The organism is Spirochaetales bacterium (genome assembly GCA_016930085.1).
In the GTDB taxonomy this organism is placed as follows: Bacteria; Spirochaetota; Spirochaetia; order SZUA-6; family JAFGRV01; genus JAFGHO01.
The window spans coordinates 1-18380 of sequence record JAFGHO010000022.1; the positions used below are offsets into that span (position 1 = coordinate 1).

The 18380-nt window shown below is 44.4% G+C and carries 15 protein-coding genes; 6 read left to right on the plus strand and 9 right to left on the minus strand.

From position 1 onward, the window contains the following. Positions 1-197 precede the first annotated feature (197 nt). The 4 genes from gmd to JW881_03860 form a co-directional block, all read right to left on the minus strand. A complete protein-coding gene (gene gmd, locus JW881_03845) occupies positions 198-1286 on the minus strand; it encodes a GDP-mannose 4,6-dehydratase (GenBank protein MBN1696627.1) in 1089 nt (362 codons plus the stop codon). Between the two features lie 57 nt (positions 1287-1343). After that, positions 1344-2159, minus strand: a complete 816-nt coding sequence (locus tag JW881_03850; protein MBN1696628.1) for a hypothetical protein — start codon at positions 2157-2159, stop codon at positions 1344-1346. Positions 2160-2839: 680 nt separating this feature from the next. Beyond that, entirely contained in the window at positions 2840-4540 is a 1701-nt protein-coding gene (locus JW881_03855) for a hypothetical protein (GenBank protein ID MBN1696629.1), read from the minus strand. Between the two features lie 133 nt (positions 4541-4673). Beyond that, a complete protein-coding gene (locus tag JW881_03860; protein ID MBN1696630.1) occupies positions 4674-5435 on the minus strand; it encodes a right-handed parallel beta-helix repeat-containing protein in 762 nt (253 codons plus the stop codon). A 477-nt stretch (positions 5436-5912) separates the two neighbouring features. Between JW881_03860 and JW881_03865 the strand changes: the two genes are divergently transcribed. Next, positions 5913-6797, plus strand: a complete 885-nt coding sequence (locus JW881_03865) for an alpha-1,2-fucosyltransferase (GenBank protein MBN1696631.1) — start codon at positions 5913-5915, stop codon at positions 6795-6797. Beyond that, positions 6745-7980, plus strand: a complete 1236-nt coding sequence (locus JW881_03870) for a glycosyltransferase (protein MBN1696632.1) — start codon at positions 6745-6747, stop codon at positions 7978-7980. Before JW881_03865 ends, JW881_03870 begins: the two co-directional genes overlap by 53 nt. A gap of 30 nt (positions 7981-8010) precedes the next feature. Here JW881_03870 and JW881_03875 read toward each other — a convergent pair whose 3' ends face one another. The 5 genes from JW881_03875 to JW881_03895 all read right to left on the minus strand — a co-directional run bounded on the left by JW881_03875 (position 8011) and on the right by JW881_03895 (position 12763). Next, a complete protein-coding gene (locus JW881_03875; protein ID MBN1696633.1) occupies positions 8011-9474 on the minus strand; it encodes a polysaccharide biosynthesis C-terminal domain-containing protein in 1464 nt (487 codons plus the stop codon). Between the two features lie 63 nt (positions 9475-9537). After that, positions 9538-10506 carry a glycosyltransferase gene (locus tag JW881_03880; GenBank protein MBN1696634.1) on the minus strand — a complete coding sequence of 323 codons (969 nt, stop codon included), beginning with the start codon at positions 10504-10506 and terminating at the stop codon, positions 9538-9540. A 290-nt stretch (positions 10507-10796) separates the two neighbouring features. Beyond that, on the minus strand, positions 10797-11381 hold the full coding sequence (gene loaP / locus JW881_03885) for an antiterminator LoaP (protein ID MBN1696635.1): 585 nt from the start codon (positions 11379-11381) through the stop codon (positions 10797-10799). Beyond that, a complete protein-coding gene (cysQ, locus tag JW881_03890) occupies positions 11362-12204 on the minus strand; it encodes a 3'(2'),5'-bisphosphate nucleotidase CysQ (protein MBN1696636.1) in 843 nt (280 codons plus the stop codon). The genes loaP and cysQ overlap by 20 nt, the downstream gene beginning before the upstream one ends. A gap of 31 nt (positions 12205-12235) precedes the next feature. After that, positions 12236-12763 (minus strand): winged helix-turn-helix transcriptional regulator, encoded by a 528-nt coding sequence (locus JW881_03895; protein MBN1696637.1) that lies wholly within the window; start codon positions 12761-12763, stop codon positions 12236-12238. A gap of 289 nt (positions 12764-13052) precedes the next feature. Between JW881_03895 and JW881_03900 the strand changes: the two genes are divergently transcribed. The 4 genes from JW881_03900 to JW881_03915 all read left to right on the plus strand — a co-directional run bounded on the left by JW881_03900 (position 13053) and on the right by JW881_03915 (position 18294). Beyond that, positions 13053-13808 (plus strand): ParA family protein, encoded by a 756-nt coding sequence (locus JW881_03900; protein ID MBN1696638.1) that lies wholly within the window; start codon positions 13053-13055, stop codon positions 13806-13808. Next, a complete protein-coding gene (locus JW881_03905; protein ID MBN1696639.1) occupies positions 13801-14667 on the plus strand; it encodes a ParB/RepB/Spo0J family partition protein in 867 nt (288 codons plus the stop codon). Before JW881_03900 ends, JW881_03905 begins: the two co-directional genes overlap by 8 nt. 154 nt (positions 14668-14821) lie before the next feature. Continuing rightward, positions 14822-16462 (plus strand): endo-1,4-beta-xylanase, encoded by a 1641-nt coding sequence (locus JW881_03910; protein ID MBN1696640.1) that lies wholly within the window; start codon positions 14822-14824, stop codon positions 16460-16462. A 182-nt stretch (positions 16463-16644) separates the two neighbouring features. Continuing rightward, positions 16645-18294 (plus strand): right-handed parallel beta-helix repeat-containing protein, encoded by a 1650-nt coding sequence (locus JW881_03915; protein ID MBN1696641.1) that lies wholly within the window; start codon positions 16645-16647, stop codon positions 18292-18294. The last annotated feature ends 86 nt before the right edge of the window (positions 18295-18380 follow it).

Here is an 18380-nt window from a genome sequence, read left to right on the forward strand (position 1 = left end):
CCTCCTGGGTGATTTTTGTTTTTTGCTAACTTATTTCACCACAAGGATGTATTTTTTTCAATAGGCAAAAATCGCTCAGGTTAGGTATAAGTAAACCACAAAAAGCGAGGACATACTTAAAAGTAATTCTATATATTTCGATCTTTACGGTTTTAATCGCAACCAAAATAAAGTTTCACATTATTAAAAAAACATCCTCACTCGTTCCTCTGTTTTATTTCATAGCCGCCGTTTTTAAGATAAACCTCTCGCCTATTCTCTTCGATATCATTTTTCACCATCAGCTTGACAAGGTCCTGAAATCCCATTTCCGCTTCCCATCCCAGATCCTTTTTTGCCTTTGCGCTGTCGCCCTGAAGATACTCGACCTCGGTGGGGCGGAAGTAAACGGGATCGATTTCAATCACGGCATCACCGCTTGACGTATCGATTCCCTTCTCGTCGACGCCGGTACCTTTCCATTCGATCGCTATTCCCGCTTCTTTAAAGGCGTATTCGGCGAACTCCCTGACCGTGTGACTTTCACCGGTCGCGATCACGAAATCGTCCGGATTTTCATGCTGAAGCATCATCCACATTGCCTTAACGTAGTCGCCCGCGTATCCCCAATCCCTCCGTACGCATAGATTGCCGAGATATACCTTTTCCTGCAATCCCAGTTTTATCCGCGCGGCCGCCCTAGTTATTTTTCTCGTTACAAAGGTTTCGCCGCGGAGGTGACTTTCATGGTTGAAAAGGATTCCATTCGAAGCAAAGATACCGTAGGCCTCCCGGTAATTGACAGTAATCCAGTAACCGTAGAGTTTCGCGGCGCCGTAGGGGCTTCGTGGATAAAAGGGCGTCCGTTCGTCCTGGGGAATCGTTCCTGATTTTCCATACATCTCGCTTGTCGAAGCCTGGTAAAACCGGACCGTGTCCGTCATCCCGAGGATCCGTATCGCTTCGAGAAGCCGCAGCGTCCCGACCGCGTCGGCATTGGCGGTGTATTCCGGCGTTTCAAAAGAAACTTTGACGTGGCTTTGCGCGGCTAGGTTATAGATTTCATCCGGACGGATACTCTGGATAATACGGATAAGGTTGGTGGAATCCGTCATGTCGCCGTAATGGAGAAAGAACTTCACTTCCTTCTCGTGAAGGTCCCTGTAAAACCTGTCCAACCGGTCCGTGTTGAACGAGGAAGAACGTCGCTTTATTCCGTGTACTTCGTACCCTTTCCCGAGAAGGAATTCCGTGAGAAAGGCCCCGTCCTGTCCGGTAACACCGGTAATGAGTGCTTTCTTACTCATTCAGTATCCTCATATTATTTAAACCAAAATGATATCCATAGTTGATCGGTTTAATCATTATCGATTTCTTTTATCTTTCTTTTTCCATTTAAACTGACTTTTTATATCTTCCCATTTCCCCGCCTCGACCGGGTTTTTTTTCAGGCTCCTGAAATATTCTCGTGCAAAAGCCATAGCGATAGCAAAAAAGAACGCAGCGCCTGCTCCGAATAGGCACATTCTTCCGCGGTATGGACCCGACTTGAGTTTCAATTCCTCCGCGGGCTCGATTATCTGAAATATCTGCGAATTGTCGTTTTCTTCAATTTTTACCAACTCATACTGCTCGCGGAGTGTGCTGTATATCCTGGCCTGCACATCCATTTCACTTTTGAGATTAAAATATTCGGTTGTGAGTGAAGGTATCTGATTTTCTGGGATGACATTAACGGTCGAATCCGTAAAACCCTTTTTCAATTCTTTTAATAGTTTCTTCTTTTTAGTGATTTCGTTTTTTGAGAGAACGACCTTCGATGAATTTTCCGGGAGGTATTCAAGCAGAGTTTCGAGTTCGAGTTCGTCCTTGATGACTTCCTCGCTTAAATCCGCGATGAGGTTCGTCTGTTCCCTTGCCTGATTTGAAATATCGAGAATCCCGTGGGTAACCTGAAACCGGATCATCCTGTCCTGAGCTTTCAGTAAATCCGCTTCCGCAGCCTGCAGACGGTCCTCGATAAAAGCCTTTCGCCGCATCACCTGGCCGGACGTAAGCTCCTTGAAACGGGTTTCGACAAGCTCGATTGCTCTGTTTAAAAATTGCATGGAAAACTCGGCTTTTATATCTCTATATGAGATGGAAAACAAGGTACTTCCAACGTTTTTACTGACATTCATGTGAAACTGCCTATCAAGGTCTTCTCGAATTCCTTTTCGTGCCTCATAACTTTCCTGTTTAGACTGTATATCCAAATCATCCAAAAGATGAAACTCATCGATAAGCCTATCTTTAACTGTATTTCCCCTCAGGATAACCTCCGTCAATTCAATATACCGGTTTGTCGTCGATACTCCGCCGCTTGCAAGCATACTTGTAATAGCACTTGCACTTGTATTTTTTCCTAAAATCGAACTACCCGGTTCCTGTATATTTATAACGACTTGCGGGTTGTAATAATCCGGCATTATATTGACTGGCCAATCTGGCGGCATGATTTTTGTGATAAAAACAAAAAGAAATATTAGTACACTAATGATAATCGTAGCATATACAATAAACCATCTCTGGTTTACAAATATGGATACTATATCAAATAGTGATATTCTTTTTTTTCCTTGTTTTGATATATCGGAATTGTTCAACGTTAACAAGATCTCCTTATAGTGTTTATATCTCAGTATTTAAATCTGAATCATCGCTTATTTCCAAATGGATGGATAATCCATCTATATTAGGAAAAAAACAATCAGATATATCACATCATCGATACTGATCGAATTAATGGATTATCCTTTTTTCCCGCTATATAATATCACAGAATTATAAAACAATCCAGCCCATCGGAATAATATACGGTCTAATAAAATTTCCATGTCCCCTGGATGCCTGTATAATGATATATACCGCCGTCTCCTGATTCATTAAACCGATTTTCAACCACCCGCAGCCGGTACCAGCCGCCAATCGTTACGTTTTTAAACAATTCGTAATAGATAGAGACACTGAAATTCTCCGTCCACTGGGCGGTTCCGGTCGGAGCGCCGGTTAACGGATACCCGTCCTCCCCGATGTATGAATAATCATTGCCGTCATCCCAGCCGTAAAGATCGATTTCCCCTTTCCCGTTTCTGTTCCAGTGGAGTTCCGCCTCCCATTTTCCGGGAACGCCATATGCGAGGGCGAGGTTGATATCGACCACATCCGGGCCGAGGTAAAATCCGAGGGGGAAATCCACCCAGTACCGTCCATGATATGATTCGACATAGATGATCCTCGTGGTGAACTTTCTCAGATTGTAATACTTTCCGTACACCCACGGATCGACAAGGGCAAACTCTCCGTCAAGCCTGAACCTTCCGGGCCCCAGGTTGAAAAAGGGCTGCGACAGGAGGGAAAATCCCGCCTGGTATGCGGCGGCCATCGGGTTGTCTGCCCGTTCAATTTCGTCGCCCAGCACCGCATCGTAAAAGAGGTAGTCGGCGTACAGTTTCACACCGCGATAAGGGACAACGGTGAGGGAGGCGTTAAAGGGAACGGAATACACCCCCTCAGCATAGGTGTTATGGTAGACGGAAAAGGGATTGAAATCGGAAAAAAGCGGAGTTCTCCCCGCGATGAGGTTTGTCTGCATGACACTGAGTGAAAGCCAGGGAAACGGTGTGATCGACAGCCGTGCGAGGGCATAATATTTCGAACGGTCAACATATGCCTTTCCGTTCGCGCCGGCATTGTATTCCGGGTTTGAACCGCTTGTATATAAATCATCCAGATAGACGCTTTCATCCTTCGAAATCGTCGGGTTGAGCTGGAGAAGATAAAACGAGAAAGAAAACCAATCCCAAAAGAACCTGACTTTCAGATAATTGTAATAGGGGACGAGCTGATGCAGGGTCAGGGTGCTCCATTTTCCCGGTCCGATCTTCAGTTTGTCCCTCCCGAAGCGTGCCTCGAACGGGGGATGATAATACGCTGCAATGCCCCGGTACGGAATGTTCTGGTCGATTCTGACGATATCGAGCGGGACGTTCAGAAGGTAATCATACTCGAGCATGTAGGTGTGCGACGACCTGAGTTCGGGTTCGAAGAGGATGGAAAATCCCCCGCCCTGTGCGATAAATCCGATGGTAAGGAAAGAAGGGATCGATTCGATGTCGTAAAAATAGGTGAAATCGACGACACGGGCGGTCATCGATTTGTTGTCGTTTGTATCGATCTCGCGAAGCCTTCCAGGCTCGCTGTCAAAGGCCGCGCAAAAGGCCGTTTCGACGATCGGTGTAAAAAATCCAAAAACCGGGAGTGTTATACCGGCCGTGATCGCGTCGATCTCGGATTTGATAAAGCTGTTTCCGCGTTTTTCAGCCAGTTGATTGAGATTAAGGATAAGGTCACCGGCAATAACCGGGGTTTCATCGAGGGGGGGGACGTACCAGGAATTGATAAAAAGTTCTTCAGCCCGTTTATAGCATTCGGAATCGATGGGGAGGATCCAGGAGTTCTGACTGTAACAATACAAAGATAATAGATGTAGTACAATAAAGCCGCAAAGACACTTTTTCATGATTGTTATCCTTTTGTGAGATATATACTGACAATTTGCTCTTACCAATATTAAAAGACGACATACAAATAATAATATTTTTCAAAAGCAAAATATATTTGAACTGATCGAAAAACGCTTTATAATAATTACATTATTCTTTGATTATATTCAAGCTATCAATTGAAGGAATAAATTGGAATCCATTTAAAATGGTGTTTCGCAGGACCAATGTCCCCCCGGCCATTTTCTTGCTTTCGAGAATATGGATGGCGATAAAGTTATTGAAAACATACGAATCTTCTATAGTAATATCAAATGGAACAGTATCTTCATTGTGGGCCTTAACACAAATCAGGATGCCTGGCCCGCTGTTGTTCCGGATAACACAATTCCTGACCGTGCAGTTGATAAATGTTTCATCAGGTTTGTTCGGTTCAAAATCAATCCCTGCTGCGGGTGAATGGCCTTCCGTATAGGACATTTCAGTGTTTTCAATAAGAAGGTTTTTCGCGGAAATGACACTGATACCCTGCCTGAAATGATCGCGAAGAGTAACGTCCTTTATAACGATGTTTTCATTGAAGCCGCGGTCGCCGCTTCCAAGATATAACCCGTCACCTCCGCTTGATTCCGCGGTCAGCCCCAATATAGAGATATCCTTGCAGCCTTTTATATTGATCGCCATCCTCCATTGGGCTTTTTTATACGGGGGTTTTCTGTAATCATCCTTGTGCATCTTTATCCGGGCACCATAACCATAAATAGTAATATTATCGATATTGACAAGATTAAAAAGCGAAGCACCGCCTTTATGAAACGATCCTTGTTTCGCATGGATTTCCGCACCTTCTTCCAGAACGATTGTCGTGTTGCTGTTGATATAAAGTGGTTCGGTAAACCAAGGTGATCCCATATCAGGAATCAGTATAAAGCTGGCTCCCGAATTGAGTGCAGACGTTAAAATGTGTGTTGAATCATTGGTATCAAAGCCATACCACGCGGCGGATACAATGTCGGATTCATCACCTTTTCTTCCATCTATCTTCCGATGCCTTTTTGTATCAAGAGGGCCAAAAAGCCTTTCTATAAATTGTCTTTGACGTTCCAATCCGTTTTTCATGGACACTTCTCTGTCCGGTAACCTAATACTGGTACATGACGAAAGAATCAGCAAAGAAAATAAACATGATAATGTTAATTTAACTCTCATAATTATTACTATAATAATGAATTTAAATAATTATATCAATTGTTCAATTATACAATGCAGTCTCTTTATCTCTTCACAGAAGACAATAAATATGATAATAATCATAAAGGTTATAGTTATCAATGAATTTAAATAATACTGATTCTGAAAGCATTAAAAAAAATTTATACGGATGTATGTATGATTATTACACACATTAAAGGCGGCTTGGGTAACCAGATGTTTCAATATGCTATGGGGAGAGCACTCTCCCTGCGCCTGAAGACGAACCTCAAACTCGATTTATCATGGTATGAACGGAACAACAACAAATCACAATACGGATTGCATATTTTCTCGATGGACGTCGATACGGCTGCCAGAAAGGAAATAGAAGCGTTTGCCGGTAACTTCAGAAATCCGGTACTTAAAAAGATAAACAGAATGATAAACAAATATCTTCCAGTTCCCCGTAAAAGATTTATTATTGAGAAAAAAGACAAGGCTTTTGACCCTGCAATGCTTGCGATAAACGACCAAGTGCTTCTTGAAGGTTATTGGCAGAGTGAACATTATTTTAAAGATGCCGAAATGGAGTTACGGAAAGATTTTAGTTTTTCTATTAACCCCCTGAAAACGCAAAAAGAAATTTTACATAAAATAGCCAGCATGAATTCAGTTTGTCTTCATTTCCGCCGAGGCGATTATTATCAAAATATAAAAACAGAAAAAATATTCGGCACATGCGGAATCGATTATTATGTACAGGCTGTCCGCTTCATCGCTTCGAGAATCAAGGACCCGTTTTTTTTTATTTTCTCCAATGACCTTGACTGGGTAAAATCAAATTTTAAAATCGATTTCCCGATGCATTTTATGTACCCGGTTTCGCATGACGCCACATTCGATGATTTTTATGCGATGAGTCATTGTAAACATTTTATTATTGCCAACAGTACATTCAGCTGGTGGGGAGCATGGCTTTCTAAAAACACAAAAAAAATCGTTATTGTTCCCCGGCGATGGAACAATCGTGGAGACAAAGCAAATAAGGACAGACACCCAAATGCATGGATACAATTATAACAATAATTTTGGTCGTTGTGCGATTTTAATCAATTCATTTACAAGCGGTGGTGCGGAACGTGTTGTTACAACAATCGTTCAGCATATTATTGCATCTCAAAAAAGTAATATCGACATTATTTCGATGGAAAAAAATGATTATTATAACATCGATCGAAAAATCACCTATTTATCGCATCTTACAGGAAAAGAAAATCTTCTTGTAAAGACAATATGGCTCGTCATTTTTGCTTTTCGATTAAAGCGTTTGGCTAAAGCCAATGCCATCGATGTAATTCAAAGCCACCTGTATCGCGCGAATTATGTCAATATCCTCGCAAGAATTCTCGGATCGAAACACAAAACCCAGATCGTCAATCATGGAACAATAGGTGTCTTCAAGAAAGCCGGTGTGACCGGTTTAATAAAATACAATTTTATTCGTTTTTTTTATACGAACGCAGATTCGATCATCTGTGTTTCGCGCGGCATGAAACATGATATTGCTTCATTGATCGGAGATGAAAAAAAAATAAGGGTTATCTATAATCCTTTTGAAATCGGATACATTAAAAAAGCTGCACGCGAAAAAATCCCGGTAAATGAATTTATTTTTAAGAAACAAAAAAAATATATTATTTTTGTCGGACGTCTTGTCGCATTAAAACGGGTTGAAGATCTTTTTAAGGCTTATATTGAACTCAACGGAAAAGAAAATGATATTGAATTAATTATCATGGGAGACGGTCCGAAAAGAAATACACTTGAAAAACAAGCAAAAGAAAAAGGTATACAAGAACACGTTCATTTTACCGGTTTTGTGAAAAATCCTTATAAATATATAAAAAGATCTCATGTACTGGTGCTTACCTCATCAAGTGAAGGATTTGCGAATGTACTCGTTGAATCGATGATCTGTGAAACTCCGGTTATTTCGACAGACTGTCCGACCGGTCCCAGAGAAATATTAGCGCCTGAGACGATCAATAAAAAGAAAACGATAACCACTGTAGAATATTCCCCATACGGTATTTTAGTCCCTGTCGGTAATATTTCACAGATTGCAAAAGCCATTAAAAGTATTCTAAGCGATAATAGGATGACATGTTTTTTAATTAAAAATGGCATAAAAAGAGTCATTGATTTTGATATTACTATAATCAGCAATCAATATATGGAAGCAATTAATGACTGTTTTAAATGATAACATAAAACCCAATGAACAACTCCTATATCATTTTAATCTGTTCAAAATCGCCCGTGGACTGAGGCTTCCTTTTTTTATCAGATTCACTAACGATTGAGTGATGTTTGATATTTGTTTTTTGTATAAAACTATACCTAAACAGGTTAACGCAACAGAATACAAAACATGATACCAGTAAAACTCAATAAAGGTACTAATAAAAACATATCCTAGAAACAATAATAATATAAATGTTGTTTTTTTAAAATTAAATTTTATATTAAAATATTTTTGTGAAAATGTCGTTTTCAAAATAAAATAAACAATATATGAAATGCCGGTCGAGATAGCCGCTCCCTTTGCTCCTATAAAGGGAACCAATAGTATATTTCCTATCAAATTGATAATTGTAATAATGATAGATATAAAAATATGCCATCCTGTTTTTTTCTTGATATTTATACCAATCGACGTCACTTCCGAAATCGTCGACATTAAAGGCACTAAAATAAGAAAAGGCAAAATCATGCTTGCCCCATGATATCCTTCTCCGAGGATTAATATGACGATATCCTTAAAAGCGAGAAATACAACCGAAATCAAAAACATGACTATGAACATAATATCGAAAATTTTTATAAAGAACTGCTTATCATCCGGATCTTCCTTGTATTTATCATAAGCGACGGGAATCCAGAATGTTTGAAACGATCTTTGGATAATCTTTAGAATTCCGACCAATTTAAATGCTGCCGCATAGACACCAATAGTTGAAAAATCCGTCCAGTTACGAAGCGCCATTTTATCCATACTTTCGAATATAATAAAAATAATATGGGTGGGCATAAAAGGTATTCCATAAAGGAAATAGTGCCAGATATTAATGTCCCGTTTTCCCTTTTTTGAATTATCAGCAAACCAGAATTCTTTCATGAATATGATCGAAAGAAAAAATGCGATACTCATGCTGCCGATATATCCAATACAAATAACAATAAATATCTTTCGCCAGAAAACGGCTAATATAATGGTAAGTAATGATTGTACTATTACCTGAAAAACGGAAATAATCGAACACTTCAAGGCTTGTTTTTTCATCCTGAGAACAATAAAGCCATAACGGTAAAGTACCGTGAAGGAATTGGCGACAAACAATAATACAAAATAAATAATGTTATTGTTCTGGAATAAAAGATTGGAAAAAACATTCCAATATATATATATTATTATATATAAGATTATTATTAAAAATATATTTAATAATATTGATTTAAATATTATCTTCCTTTTTGTCTCATCATCAATATCTATACTGTATCGCATGTAACTAGAATCAAGTCCGAACAGGACGATAAAGGAAATAATGCTGTTGGCGAGTATAAACATGGACGCTCTGCCGAATTCTTCCGGTACAATAAGCCAGGTGATAATCGGCGTTGCGATAAACGATATAATTGCCGACAACCAAGGTCCAATCGAAAAGCCAAAAAATGTTTTAAAAAGAGATTTCATTGAATATGAATCCTGATTTTGTATAAGTTAAACACATATGATAAAAAAAAGTGAATTGTAGGTTTATTTTTTAACAAGATATTTTCTTATATTCTTAAATTTTAGATAATGATATATTATCTGTTTAATAAAAAAGTACGGATTAAAAATATAAAGATCGAATACTTTTATATTATTACCCCGTAAACGGAGATATATTTCAATAATTTTTTTAAATCCCAGTTTATACTTTACAGCGTTAAGCAAATAGCTTCTTCCGGTGAGATTTAAAATAGACAAATCCTTTTTACTCAATCTTCTTTGCAGATAATGACAATATCTGATGTGGACTCCAAGCCTTGCATCGAATGCCGCTTCATTTATTTTTGTCGACAAGCTGCCTTTATTTCTCGTCACGCAATAGATAATTTCTTCACTGGCTTTAAACGATGACATGAAATAAGATACCTTTGTAGAAAACATTGCATCGTTTGCAACGGGTAACTCATCAAATGTAATATTGTTTCTTACAACCAGATTTCTCTTTATCAGTTTTGACCATGGAACATAAAACTCATATCTGAGTCTTAATTCCGCTTCAAGATCCTTTCCCGCAAGGTAATCTGCAATCTTTTTTTTATAATGGATATGCCTGTCGGCAAGAACTCCTGTTTCTGAAAAAATGCTTGTCGGTGTAAAAAATACGACATCAAAATCTGAATCAAGATATTCATGGACTATTGAATAAAAATTTTCAACAAAAAAATCATCTGAATCGGCGAACAACAGCCAGTCACCGGTCGCTTTTTTTAAACCGATATTTTTGCAAACTCCGTCACCTTTTTTTTCTGTTTCGTTTTTACAGAAACAGACATGGCTATAATGTCTGTTATCTATAATTTCTTTATATGCCTCCGCTTGTCGATCGCTTCTATCATCGACAACGATAATTTCGATCTCGTCCTTAACCGGTATTGAATCCAATAGCGTCGTTAACGTTGAAACGGTATTGTAATGAGATATAACAATAGAAAGTTTTTTTGCTTTATTCAATATAATCTCTCAAAAATATTAATTCAATAATAGTAAGAATACATACGATTATTTCTTTATACTAACATTCAATGAAATTAGTGGCAACATGCAGTTTCAACAATTCAATCCAACCGCACACCTCCCCCTTTCCCCAACATCCGAGTCGATTCGCCCGGCTTCCCTTAAACGATGTCGCCGAAACAGACTATCACGGGATCACACCGGTATGTATCATACTCAATCAAACAGGGGGAACCCTTTTTCCCCCGCCCTTTTATATCATATCGTCCGTCCGCTGTTCAAGCGCCTTATACCACGGCGATTTCGAGTGCGGACGCCGCCTCTCTCTCCTTTGCTTTCGACTCCGCCATCACCTCGAACCCGAAATCGACCTCGAACGACTCGTCATACACATCGAGCCGCACCCTGGCGCGCTTTTTTCTCCTGTCGACCCGTATGATATTTCCCTCGAGCCCCTTTAACGGGCCGTCGAGGACGACAATCCGGCTGTCGACATCAAAGATCACCAGAGACTCCTTTATGAGGTCGCCGTATGAGAAAAAATGGAAGAAAATATCGCTGTCCCTGCCCTGAAGGGGCATGATGTCATAGTTCGAGTTGAGAAATCTGAAAAAACCCGGTTTTTTTCGAAGTCCCCAGTAAAGGCGCGGGGGTACGGCATTCGTCTTCAGAAACACATAGCCGGGAAAAACGCTTGCCACCACTTCCCTCCGAAATCCCTTTCTGCGGATTTTCAGCTTTCTCCTCAAGTGGATCACCTCGGCATCATATTCATTCGCCAGAGACCTGCTTTGCCTGACAAAGCGCTGTTCCTGTCCTGTCTCGACCTGCATGACAAATAACGACATCTTCTTACCCCGCATTCTCATCATAGCCGTATCCCCGCACGATAAACCGGGGATTTTCAAGGCATTTCTTGTTGTATCGCACGGGCCCGCCCGCCTCGAAAACCGTTACGGACGCCCCCGCTTCTTCGGCGATAATCTGGCCCGCCGCGGTATCCCACTCCATCGTCGTCCCCAGGCGCGGATACAGATCCGCCTTGCCTTCCGCCACGAGACAGAACTTCAGGGCGCTTCCCGCGCGGATGAACCGGATACGGCGGCCTTTTTCCGCCAAAGAGGCGCAATATTCTTCCGTCTTTCCCCCGAAATTCGATCTGCTTACCGCTATCACCGTCGTATCTCCGTCGCGCCCGGCTTTCAGGGGGAGTTTTTCCGCCATTGAAATAATAAGACCGATTGGTTCCCCGCCTTTGAGTCTACGCCGGGCATTCGTGAGGCGCCAGGACCCCAGACCCCTTGCGGCGAAATAGAGGACATCACGCACCGGAACATGGATCACGCCCGCCTGCGGCCTTTCGTTTTCTATCAGGGCGATATTGACCGTGAAATCTCCGTTTCTCCCGACAAACTCCTTTGTCCCGTCAAGGGGATCGACGAGCCAGAAGACCTCCCACCCCTTTCGATCGCTGTACGGTATATCCCTTCCCTCTTCACTCAAAACCGGGAGGGGGTATCCGTTTTTTAAAAGTTCCATGGTAATGCATTCGTGGCTTTTTCTGTCCGCGATCGTGACGGGTGAACGGTCTTCCTTGTAATCGACCTCAAAATCCGTCCCGTACACATCGAGGATGACCGTCCCGGCCGCGAGTGAGGCGGGGATTGCCCGTTCAATGTATATAACCAAATTCATATCGGTCCCGATCATCGCACCCCCCATCGCCCTATACCGAAACCCGGAGCAGAATACTGCTCAAGTAGCCCGTATTCTTTTCCGCGTCCGCATTCTCTTCCGGGCGGGTGTTTTCCGAAAAAAGATAAAAAAGGTTTCCGTCCGCCGTTCGTTCCGGCGAAAGGTAAAAACCGATTCCCTCGTTGTGGCAGCAATGTTTGACGATAAAATCGAGATCGCTTTTCCCCACAAGGCAGATACCGCGGAAGCCCTTCTCCCTTACCCCGCGGATAAAACCGGCAATCGATTCCTTGTAGTAGACGACATTTTTGACCGTCCGCCTCAGGTACTGGTAGCCTTTTTGTGTCAGGATCTTCATTCCCGCCGGTGAAACGGCATAATGGATCGTACGGTTATTGAGTTTTTTCATGGAAAGCCACCCCTTTTTCACCAGGCGCTTGACGATCGCGTTGATCATCCCGAGCGACAGTCCGACTATCTCGGCAAGGTCGCGCTGTCTGACATGTTGTATCAGGGAGATGCTTTTCAATACCTCGATATCTTTTTCAATAGATCCCATCACAGCCGCACTTTTTATTGTTCATTTTATGAACAACATATCACTCCGTGCGTGAAAAATCAAGGTAAAACCGGTTTTTTTTTACCGCATGACGCCCCATCTCCCACGACCCGCTTTACCCGGTACAGCCGATTGTTCAATCTCCATAAAAACCGCAATCCCGTTCCTACACGGACATATTGTTTATCACTCCGATATCTGGACAAAGTTTACTAAATCATGCTATACATGAATATCGTACAGCGTCACTGACGATATATGAATTGTATCCGTTACAAGTCGACAGCCTATGAAAAAGATTATTGTTTTTGCCAATCAGAAAGGCGGTGTCGGGAAAACCACGTCTGCCGTGAATCTTGGCGCCTACATCGCAGAACAAGGAAAGCGTGTGCTGCTTATCGATTTCGATCCGCAGGGCAATCTTTCGAGCAGTGTAGGGGTGGACGAGGAACAGGCGGGCATTTACGAGCTTATCACGAAAAAAATGGTCGCCCAGCAGGTCATTCTCAAAACCGCGATCCCGAATCTTTCCGTGATTCCATCCAATATCAACCTGACGGGTGCGACCGTCGAGCTTGTCGAGGAACAGAAACGGGAGTATTTCCTCAAGCGCGCGATCGACCATATCCCCGATGTCTATGACTATATCCTCATCGACTGTCCGCCTTCCCTGGGAATCCTGACCCTGAACGGACTGGTTGCCGCTGATTATGTCCTTATCCCCCTCCAGTGCGAGTATTTCGCGCTCGAAGGATTGAGCCAGCTTCTAAAGACAATAAAAAAAGTACAGCAGGACCTCAATCCCCGGCTTAACATCGGCGGAATCCTCTTTACCATGTATGATAAAAGGACAAACCTGGCAAACGAGGTCGTCAAGGAAGTCACCTCCTACTTCAAGAACAAGGTTTTCAGGACGATCATTCCCCGAAACGTGAGAATCAGTGAAGCGCCGTCGCACGCACAACCGATCAGCCTCTACGACCGGCAATGCATCGGCGCCGTCAGCTACGAAAAACTCGCACACGAGGTATTGGAACATGTCTAAGAAAGCACTCGGAAAGGGAATCGGGGCCCTCTTCAGGGACATCGACGAGCAGATCAACACCCGGTCCATCATCGAAGTTCCCCTCGATGCGATAAAACCGAATCCGTATCAGCCCAGAAAGAGCTTTTCCGACGAGGGTCTTTCCGAGCTTGCCGATTCGATCAGGGAGAAGGGAGTGATCCAGCCGATTATCGCTGAAAAACAGCAGGATGAAAGCTATATCCTCATTTCGGGAGAGCGTCGGGTACGGGCCTCCCGGATTGCCGGCCTCGCGACCATACCGGCGATCCTGGGCACCTTTTCCGTTATGGAAAAACTGGAAAACGCCCTCATCGAAAACATCCAGCGTGAAAACCTGAGTTCCCTCGAAGAAGCGGAAGGCTACCGCCGGCTGATCGATACCTTCAATCTCAACCAGGAAGAGATCGCGAAAAAGGTGGGGAAAAAACGATCCACGATAGCGAACACCCTCAGACTCCTCAAGCTTCCCGCGGCGATGAAGGCAGCACTCGATGAGGGCGCCTTTACCCCCGGTCACGCGAGGGCGGTCCTTTCACTCGTCAACCCCTCGGACCAGAAGCTGCTTTTTCAGGAGATCGTGACCAATGGGATTTCGGTCAGGGCCGCGGAACAGTACGCCGCGGATATCGCGGCCGGGAACAAGTCTATGACGAAAAAGCCGTCGAAACAGAAAAAGAACAAAAAAAAGCCCGCGGAAATAAAAGAAATCGAAGACAGACTCATCGAGGCTTTCGGTACAAAGGTCGAATTGAAAGGCTCTTCTCAAAAGGGAAAAATCGAGATCTCCTATTATTCCATGGAAGATCTCGAACGCATTATTGAGATCGTCTCTTCCTGAAACACCCTCTGATTATTCGGCAAGGACGTCGATTCCATCGATATCAGCCATATAAAAAAAATTGTTGATGGCTAAAAAATAATTTATTTTGAAACACCCCTCTGTTTTTTGTATATTAAAGGAAGGATGACACACATCCCAAAGAGGGAGGTATATGAAGAAAAGAGTTCGCTGCCGCCTTATTATGACGATTGCCGCATTTACAATGTTTGTCTCCTGTCCTGCAGGGGATCCGGGTACCCCGGATGACCTCTCGAAAGCATCGACGCTGTTTACCTTCGAAACCGATACCGCTATCGGTGAATGGCTTTCGGAGAATGCCGTGTACAACCACGGTGAAAACGGCGCAACGGGCGGTACGCTTTCAGTTTCGACCGAACGGGCCCGTCATGGAAACAGGTCGCTCGAAGTGGCAGGAATGCTGGGCGACGAAACATATGAATACACATCGCACCAGGCTATATTCAACCTGGATGAAACGACCGGGACGTCCCCGCTGGATGCAAGCCGTACGATGATAAGTGTTTCCGTGTATGTCCCGTCTGCACCGGAAGGGGGCGGAGACTATATCCAGGTGGTCCTCTATAACGGTTCGGACGCGAATATACAAAGCAGGGGATTTTCCTGCCCGGAAGGGTCCTGGAACGATATCGTCTTCGATATCGGATTATATGCCGATGGAACGGAATCCTGGGGATATGACGGTACCGGAGGGAATCCGGAAAGCGTGTACGGCGCGGTCACCCGGATCGGCGTCAAGGTGGGGTTCACAACAGGCCCGGACAGGACGTATCGCTATTTTATCGACGATCTGTATTGGGCGGAGGATTCCCTCCGGTCGCTGTGCCATGGAGCCGGGCTTTATATCGGGGCGGCGGTCAATCCTTTGCTGTTCGATGAAACGGGCTATACCAACAGCCTGAGACTGGGCTTCAATGCCATGGTCGCGGAAAATGTCATGAAAATGACCACACTCCAGCCCCTGGAAGGAACATTCAATTTTGTCCCGGCAGACGCCGTTATCGATTATGCCGTGAAAAATGCCATGGAAGTAAGGGGGCATACCCTCCTCTGGCATAATCAGGTGCCCTCATGGGTATCGGTGAAAAGTTATTCACAACTGGAAGATGTTCTCCAGCATCATATCGATACGGTCACCGCCCGCTACAGGGGAAAGATCGGATGGTGGGACGTGGCGAACGAGGTGATCAGGGACGACGGAAGCGGGCTGAGAAACAACGATGACGGAAGCTCCATATGGGCGGACTCGCCCGCAGACGATTCACTGATAAAACAGGCTTTTCTCCTGGCGCACGCATCCGACCCCGACGCCCTCCTTTATATTAATGATTACAATAACGAAGCCAAAGGCAGCACGAAAGCGGATGCGCTGTACGATCTCATCGAAGCATGGGTTAATATCGACAGTATACCGATTCACGGGGTGGGTTTCCAGCTTCACCTTATGGAGAAATACACCCCCGATTATACGGCGATTCGCAGCAATATCGACCGCTATATCGCGCTCGGTCTCGAGGTCCAGTTCACGGAGATCGACGTCCGTATTGAGGAACCGGTCACCCCGGCTAAACTCGATCATCAGGCGGAGATATACGCGTCCGTGATGCGGATCGCCCTCGACTATCCCGAAGTGACCGCGTTTATGACCTGGGGGGTGACGGACAAATACTCCTGGATCCCCTCGTTTTTCGAAGGTTACGATGAGGGGCTCCTTTTCGACCGGTCGTACGGCCCGAAGCCCGCCTATGAAGCCCTGATAGAGATTTTACGGTGAGTTTGAGGATACGCGGGTAACTGCAGGATGCTAAGTTAAAAAACTTCTTCCAGATCAATCGTCAGTTTGGGGAAAAGGAATAAAAAGCAACAGTCAAGTGATCTCTTTTTGTGGAAAACAATATGATCTTTTTATTATACTTACATGGCAGTTGTAATTTAACGAAAACAAGGAGGTCCAAGGTGAAAATGAGGACAGGGATAACGGGCACAATCCGTGCAATGATACTCGTCATATCCTTCTTTTTTGTATCCGCAGGCCTTTTCGGCGCGGATATTTATGTCCGTGCAGGAGCGTCCGGAAAGGGTAGCATGGAGGAGCCCTACGGCGAGTTATGGAAAGCGATGGAGCGGGCAATCCGGGGGGATGTCATCCACGTTGCCGAAGGCGTTTACACGGGAAAGGGGGGGTCAGGCGCGTTTATCGCCAAGGTTCCTTCGTTGACGCTTGCAGGGGGATATTCGCCTGATTTTTCATCCAGGAATCCCTTTTCTTCCATGACAATTCTCAAACGGGCGGAGGATTACAAGGGAGACAACACCGGGCTTCCGAACGGTATCGTTTCGGGACAGGGCGATCATTCCAACCTGACTGTCGACGGATTTGTCATCGAGGGAAGAACCAGAAACAAATACAGGAACACGGGGGACATCAGTGAATCAGGTTCATTTTCCGGCCCTCTTTTTGAAACAGGGAGTCCGAATGTCAGGATTCGGAACTGCATCATCCTCAATCCCTTCGGGGTCGGCGTATACTGCAAATGGCAGGGAGAAGAAAACGAGGTCGTGAACACTTTTGTCCTCAACAGCTTTTATACCGGCATCAGCACGAGATCCGCACAGGAGAACGCCGTTATCCTGATCAAGAATTGTACCATCGGATTTACATGGAATCAAACCAATAAAGGCGGCGGAACATCGGTTTTTATCGGAAGCCAGGGCCGGACTGTCCTGGAAAACAATATATTCATGTTCAACCAGCTTTACGGCGTTCACAACGGGTTCGGAAACGAGGACACGGTCATGAAAGACAATGTCTTTTTCCAGTGCCAGGGCGGTTATTACCACTTTATGGACGATGACGGGAAAAACCTTTTGGCGTGGAAAGAGGAAGACCTAAAAGATCTGAACGACGAACCCGAGTTCTATATGCTCTGGGAAGCGGGGGGCAACACGGCCAAAGCGCCGGGATTGAAGCCGGATTCCGACTATTTCGAAAAGTTCACGAATTTCGCGGCGGCGGAACCGGGAAAACTCGAGATGGATGAAATGAACAAATGGCGCCAAAGCCTCGGTCTTCCGCTTCAGGCGGGTCCGGGAAAGGGGAAGTCGAACTACGGCCACGCCTACCCCCTCGCCGCGGTGGCGCCGAACCTTGCCGCACCGGGGAGTCGCGCCGGTGTCAATATGGGGGCCGATTTCGCTACCTATGCTTCCGAAGCGGCCGAGGGGAAAAGCCATGATTATAAAACAAAAGAGTTCGCCGATTTTAAACGGGGGACTGAGGGAGTGAAAGATATGAAAGGGGAACCCGTTTCTTTCAGAGCCGGTCTGGGACCGGACAAGCAGCGCTGGTTCGAGACAATCGCGGCCAGATCGGATTACCGCTGCGTCATGCTTCTCAAACCGGGAGAAGAGGACGAGTATACGAGGGATTTCATGCTGGGTTACATTCTGAAAGGATCGGAGGCGGAGAAGGCCTGGAACAAATACTACAAGAAACTGAAAAAATACAATGCCGAGGGCATCGTTATCAAGGGGGTAGCCCATTACCTCGACGATTCATATATGTATCCCGTTGCCATTGTGGTGAATGAAATTAGTGCCGAATGACCGTTTCATGGGGGACGGAGGTTGCTTAAAGCCATCGCCGCGGGTATAATATGATCCGAATCAGCCAATAAGAAGGGGAGAGGGCC

Bases quoted from the DNA above. Each gene is read 5' to 3' on its own strand.
- gmd (MBN1696627.1), bottom strand. From the start codon at position 1,286: ATGAGTAAGAAAGCACTCATTACCGGTGTTACCGGACAGGACGGGGCC.
- JW881_03850 (MBN1696628.1), bottom strand. From the start codon at position 2,159: ATGAATGTCAGTAAAAACGTTGGAAGTACCTTGTTTTCCATCTCATAT.
- JW881_03855 (MBN1696629.1), bottom strand. From the start codon at position 4,540: ATGAAAAAGTGTCTTTGCGGCTTTATTGTACTACATCTATTATCTTTG.
- JW881_03860 (MBN1696630.1), bottom strand. From the start codon at position 5,435: ATGGGATCACCTTGGTTTACCGAACCACTTTATATCAACAGCAACACG.
- JW881_03865 (MBN1696631.1), top strand. From the start codon at position 5,913: ATGATTATTACACACATTAAAGGCGGCTTGGGTAACCAGATGTTTCAA.
- JW881_03875 (MBN1696633.1), bottom strand. From the start codon at position 9,474: ATGAAATCTCTTTTTAAAACATTTTTTGGCTTTTCGATTGGACCTTGG.
- loaP (MBN1696635.1), bottom strand. From the start codon at position 11,381: ATGATGAGAATGCGGGGTAAGAAGATGTCGTTATTTGTCATGCAGGTC.
- cysQ (MBN1696636.1), bottom strand. From the start codon at position 12,204: ATGAATTTGGTTATATACATTGAACGGGCAATCCCCGCCTCACTCGCG.
- JW881_03895 (MBN1696637.1), bottom strand. From the start codon at position 12,763: ATGGGATCTATTGAAAAAGATATCGAGGTATTGAAAAGCATCTCCCTG.
- JW881_03900 (MBN1696638.1), top strand. From the start codon at position 13,053: ATGAAAAAGATTATTGTTTTTGCCAATCAGAAAGGCGGTGTCGGGAAA.
- JW881_03905 (MBN1696639.1), top strand. From the start codon at position 13,801: ATGTCTAAGAAAGCACTCGGAAAGGGAATCGGGGCCCTCTTCAGGGAC.
- JW881_03910 (MBN1696640.1), top strand. From the start codon at position 14,822: ATGAAGAAAAGAGTTCGCTGCCGCCTTATTATGACGATTGCCGCATTT.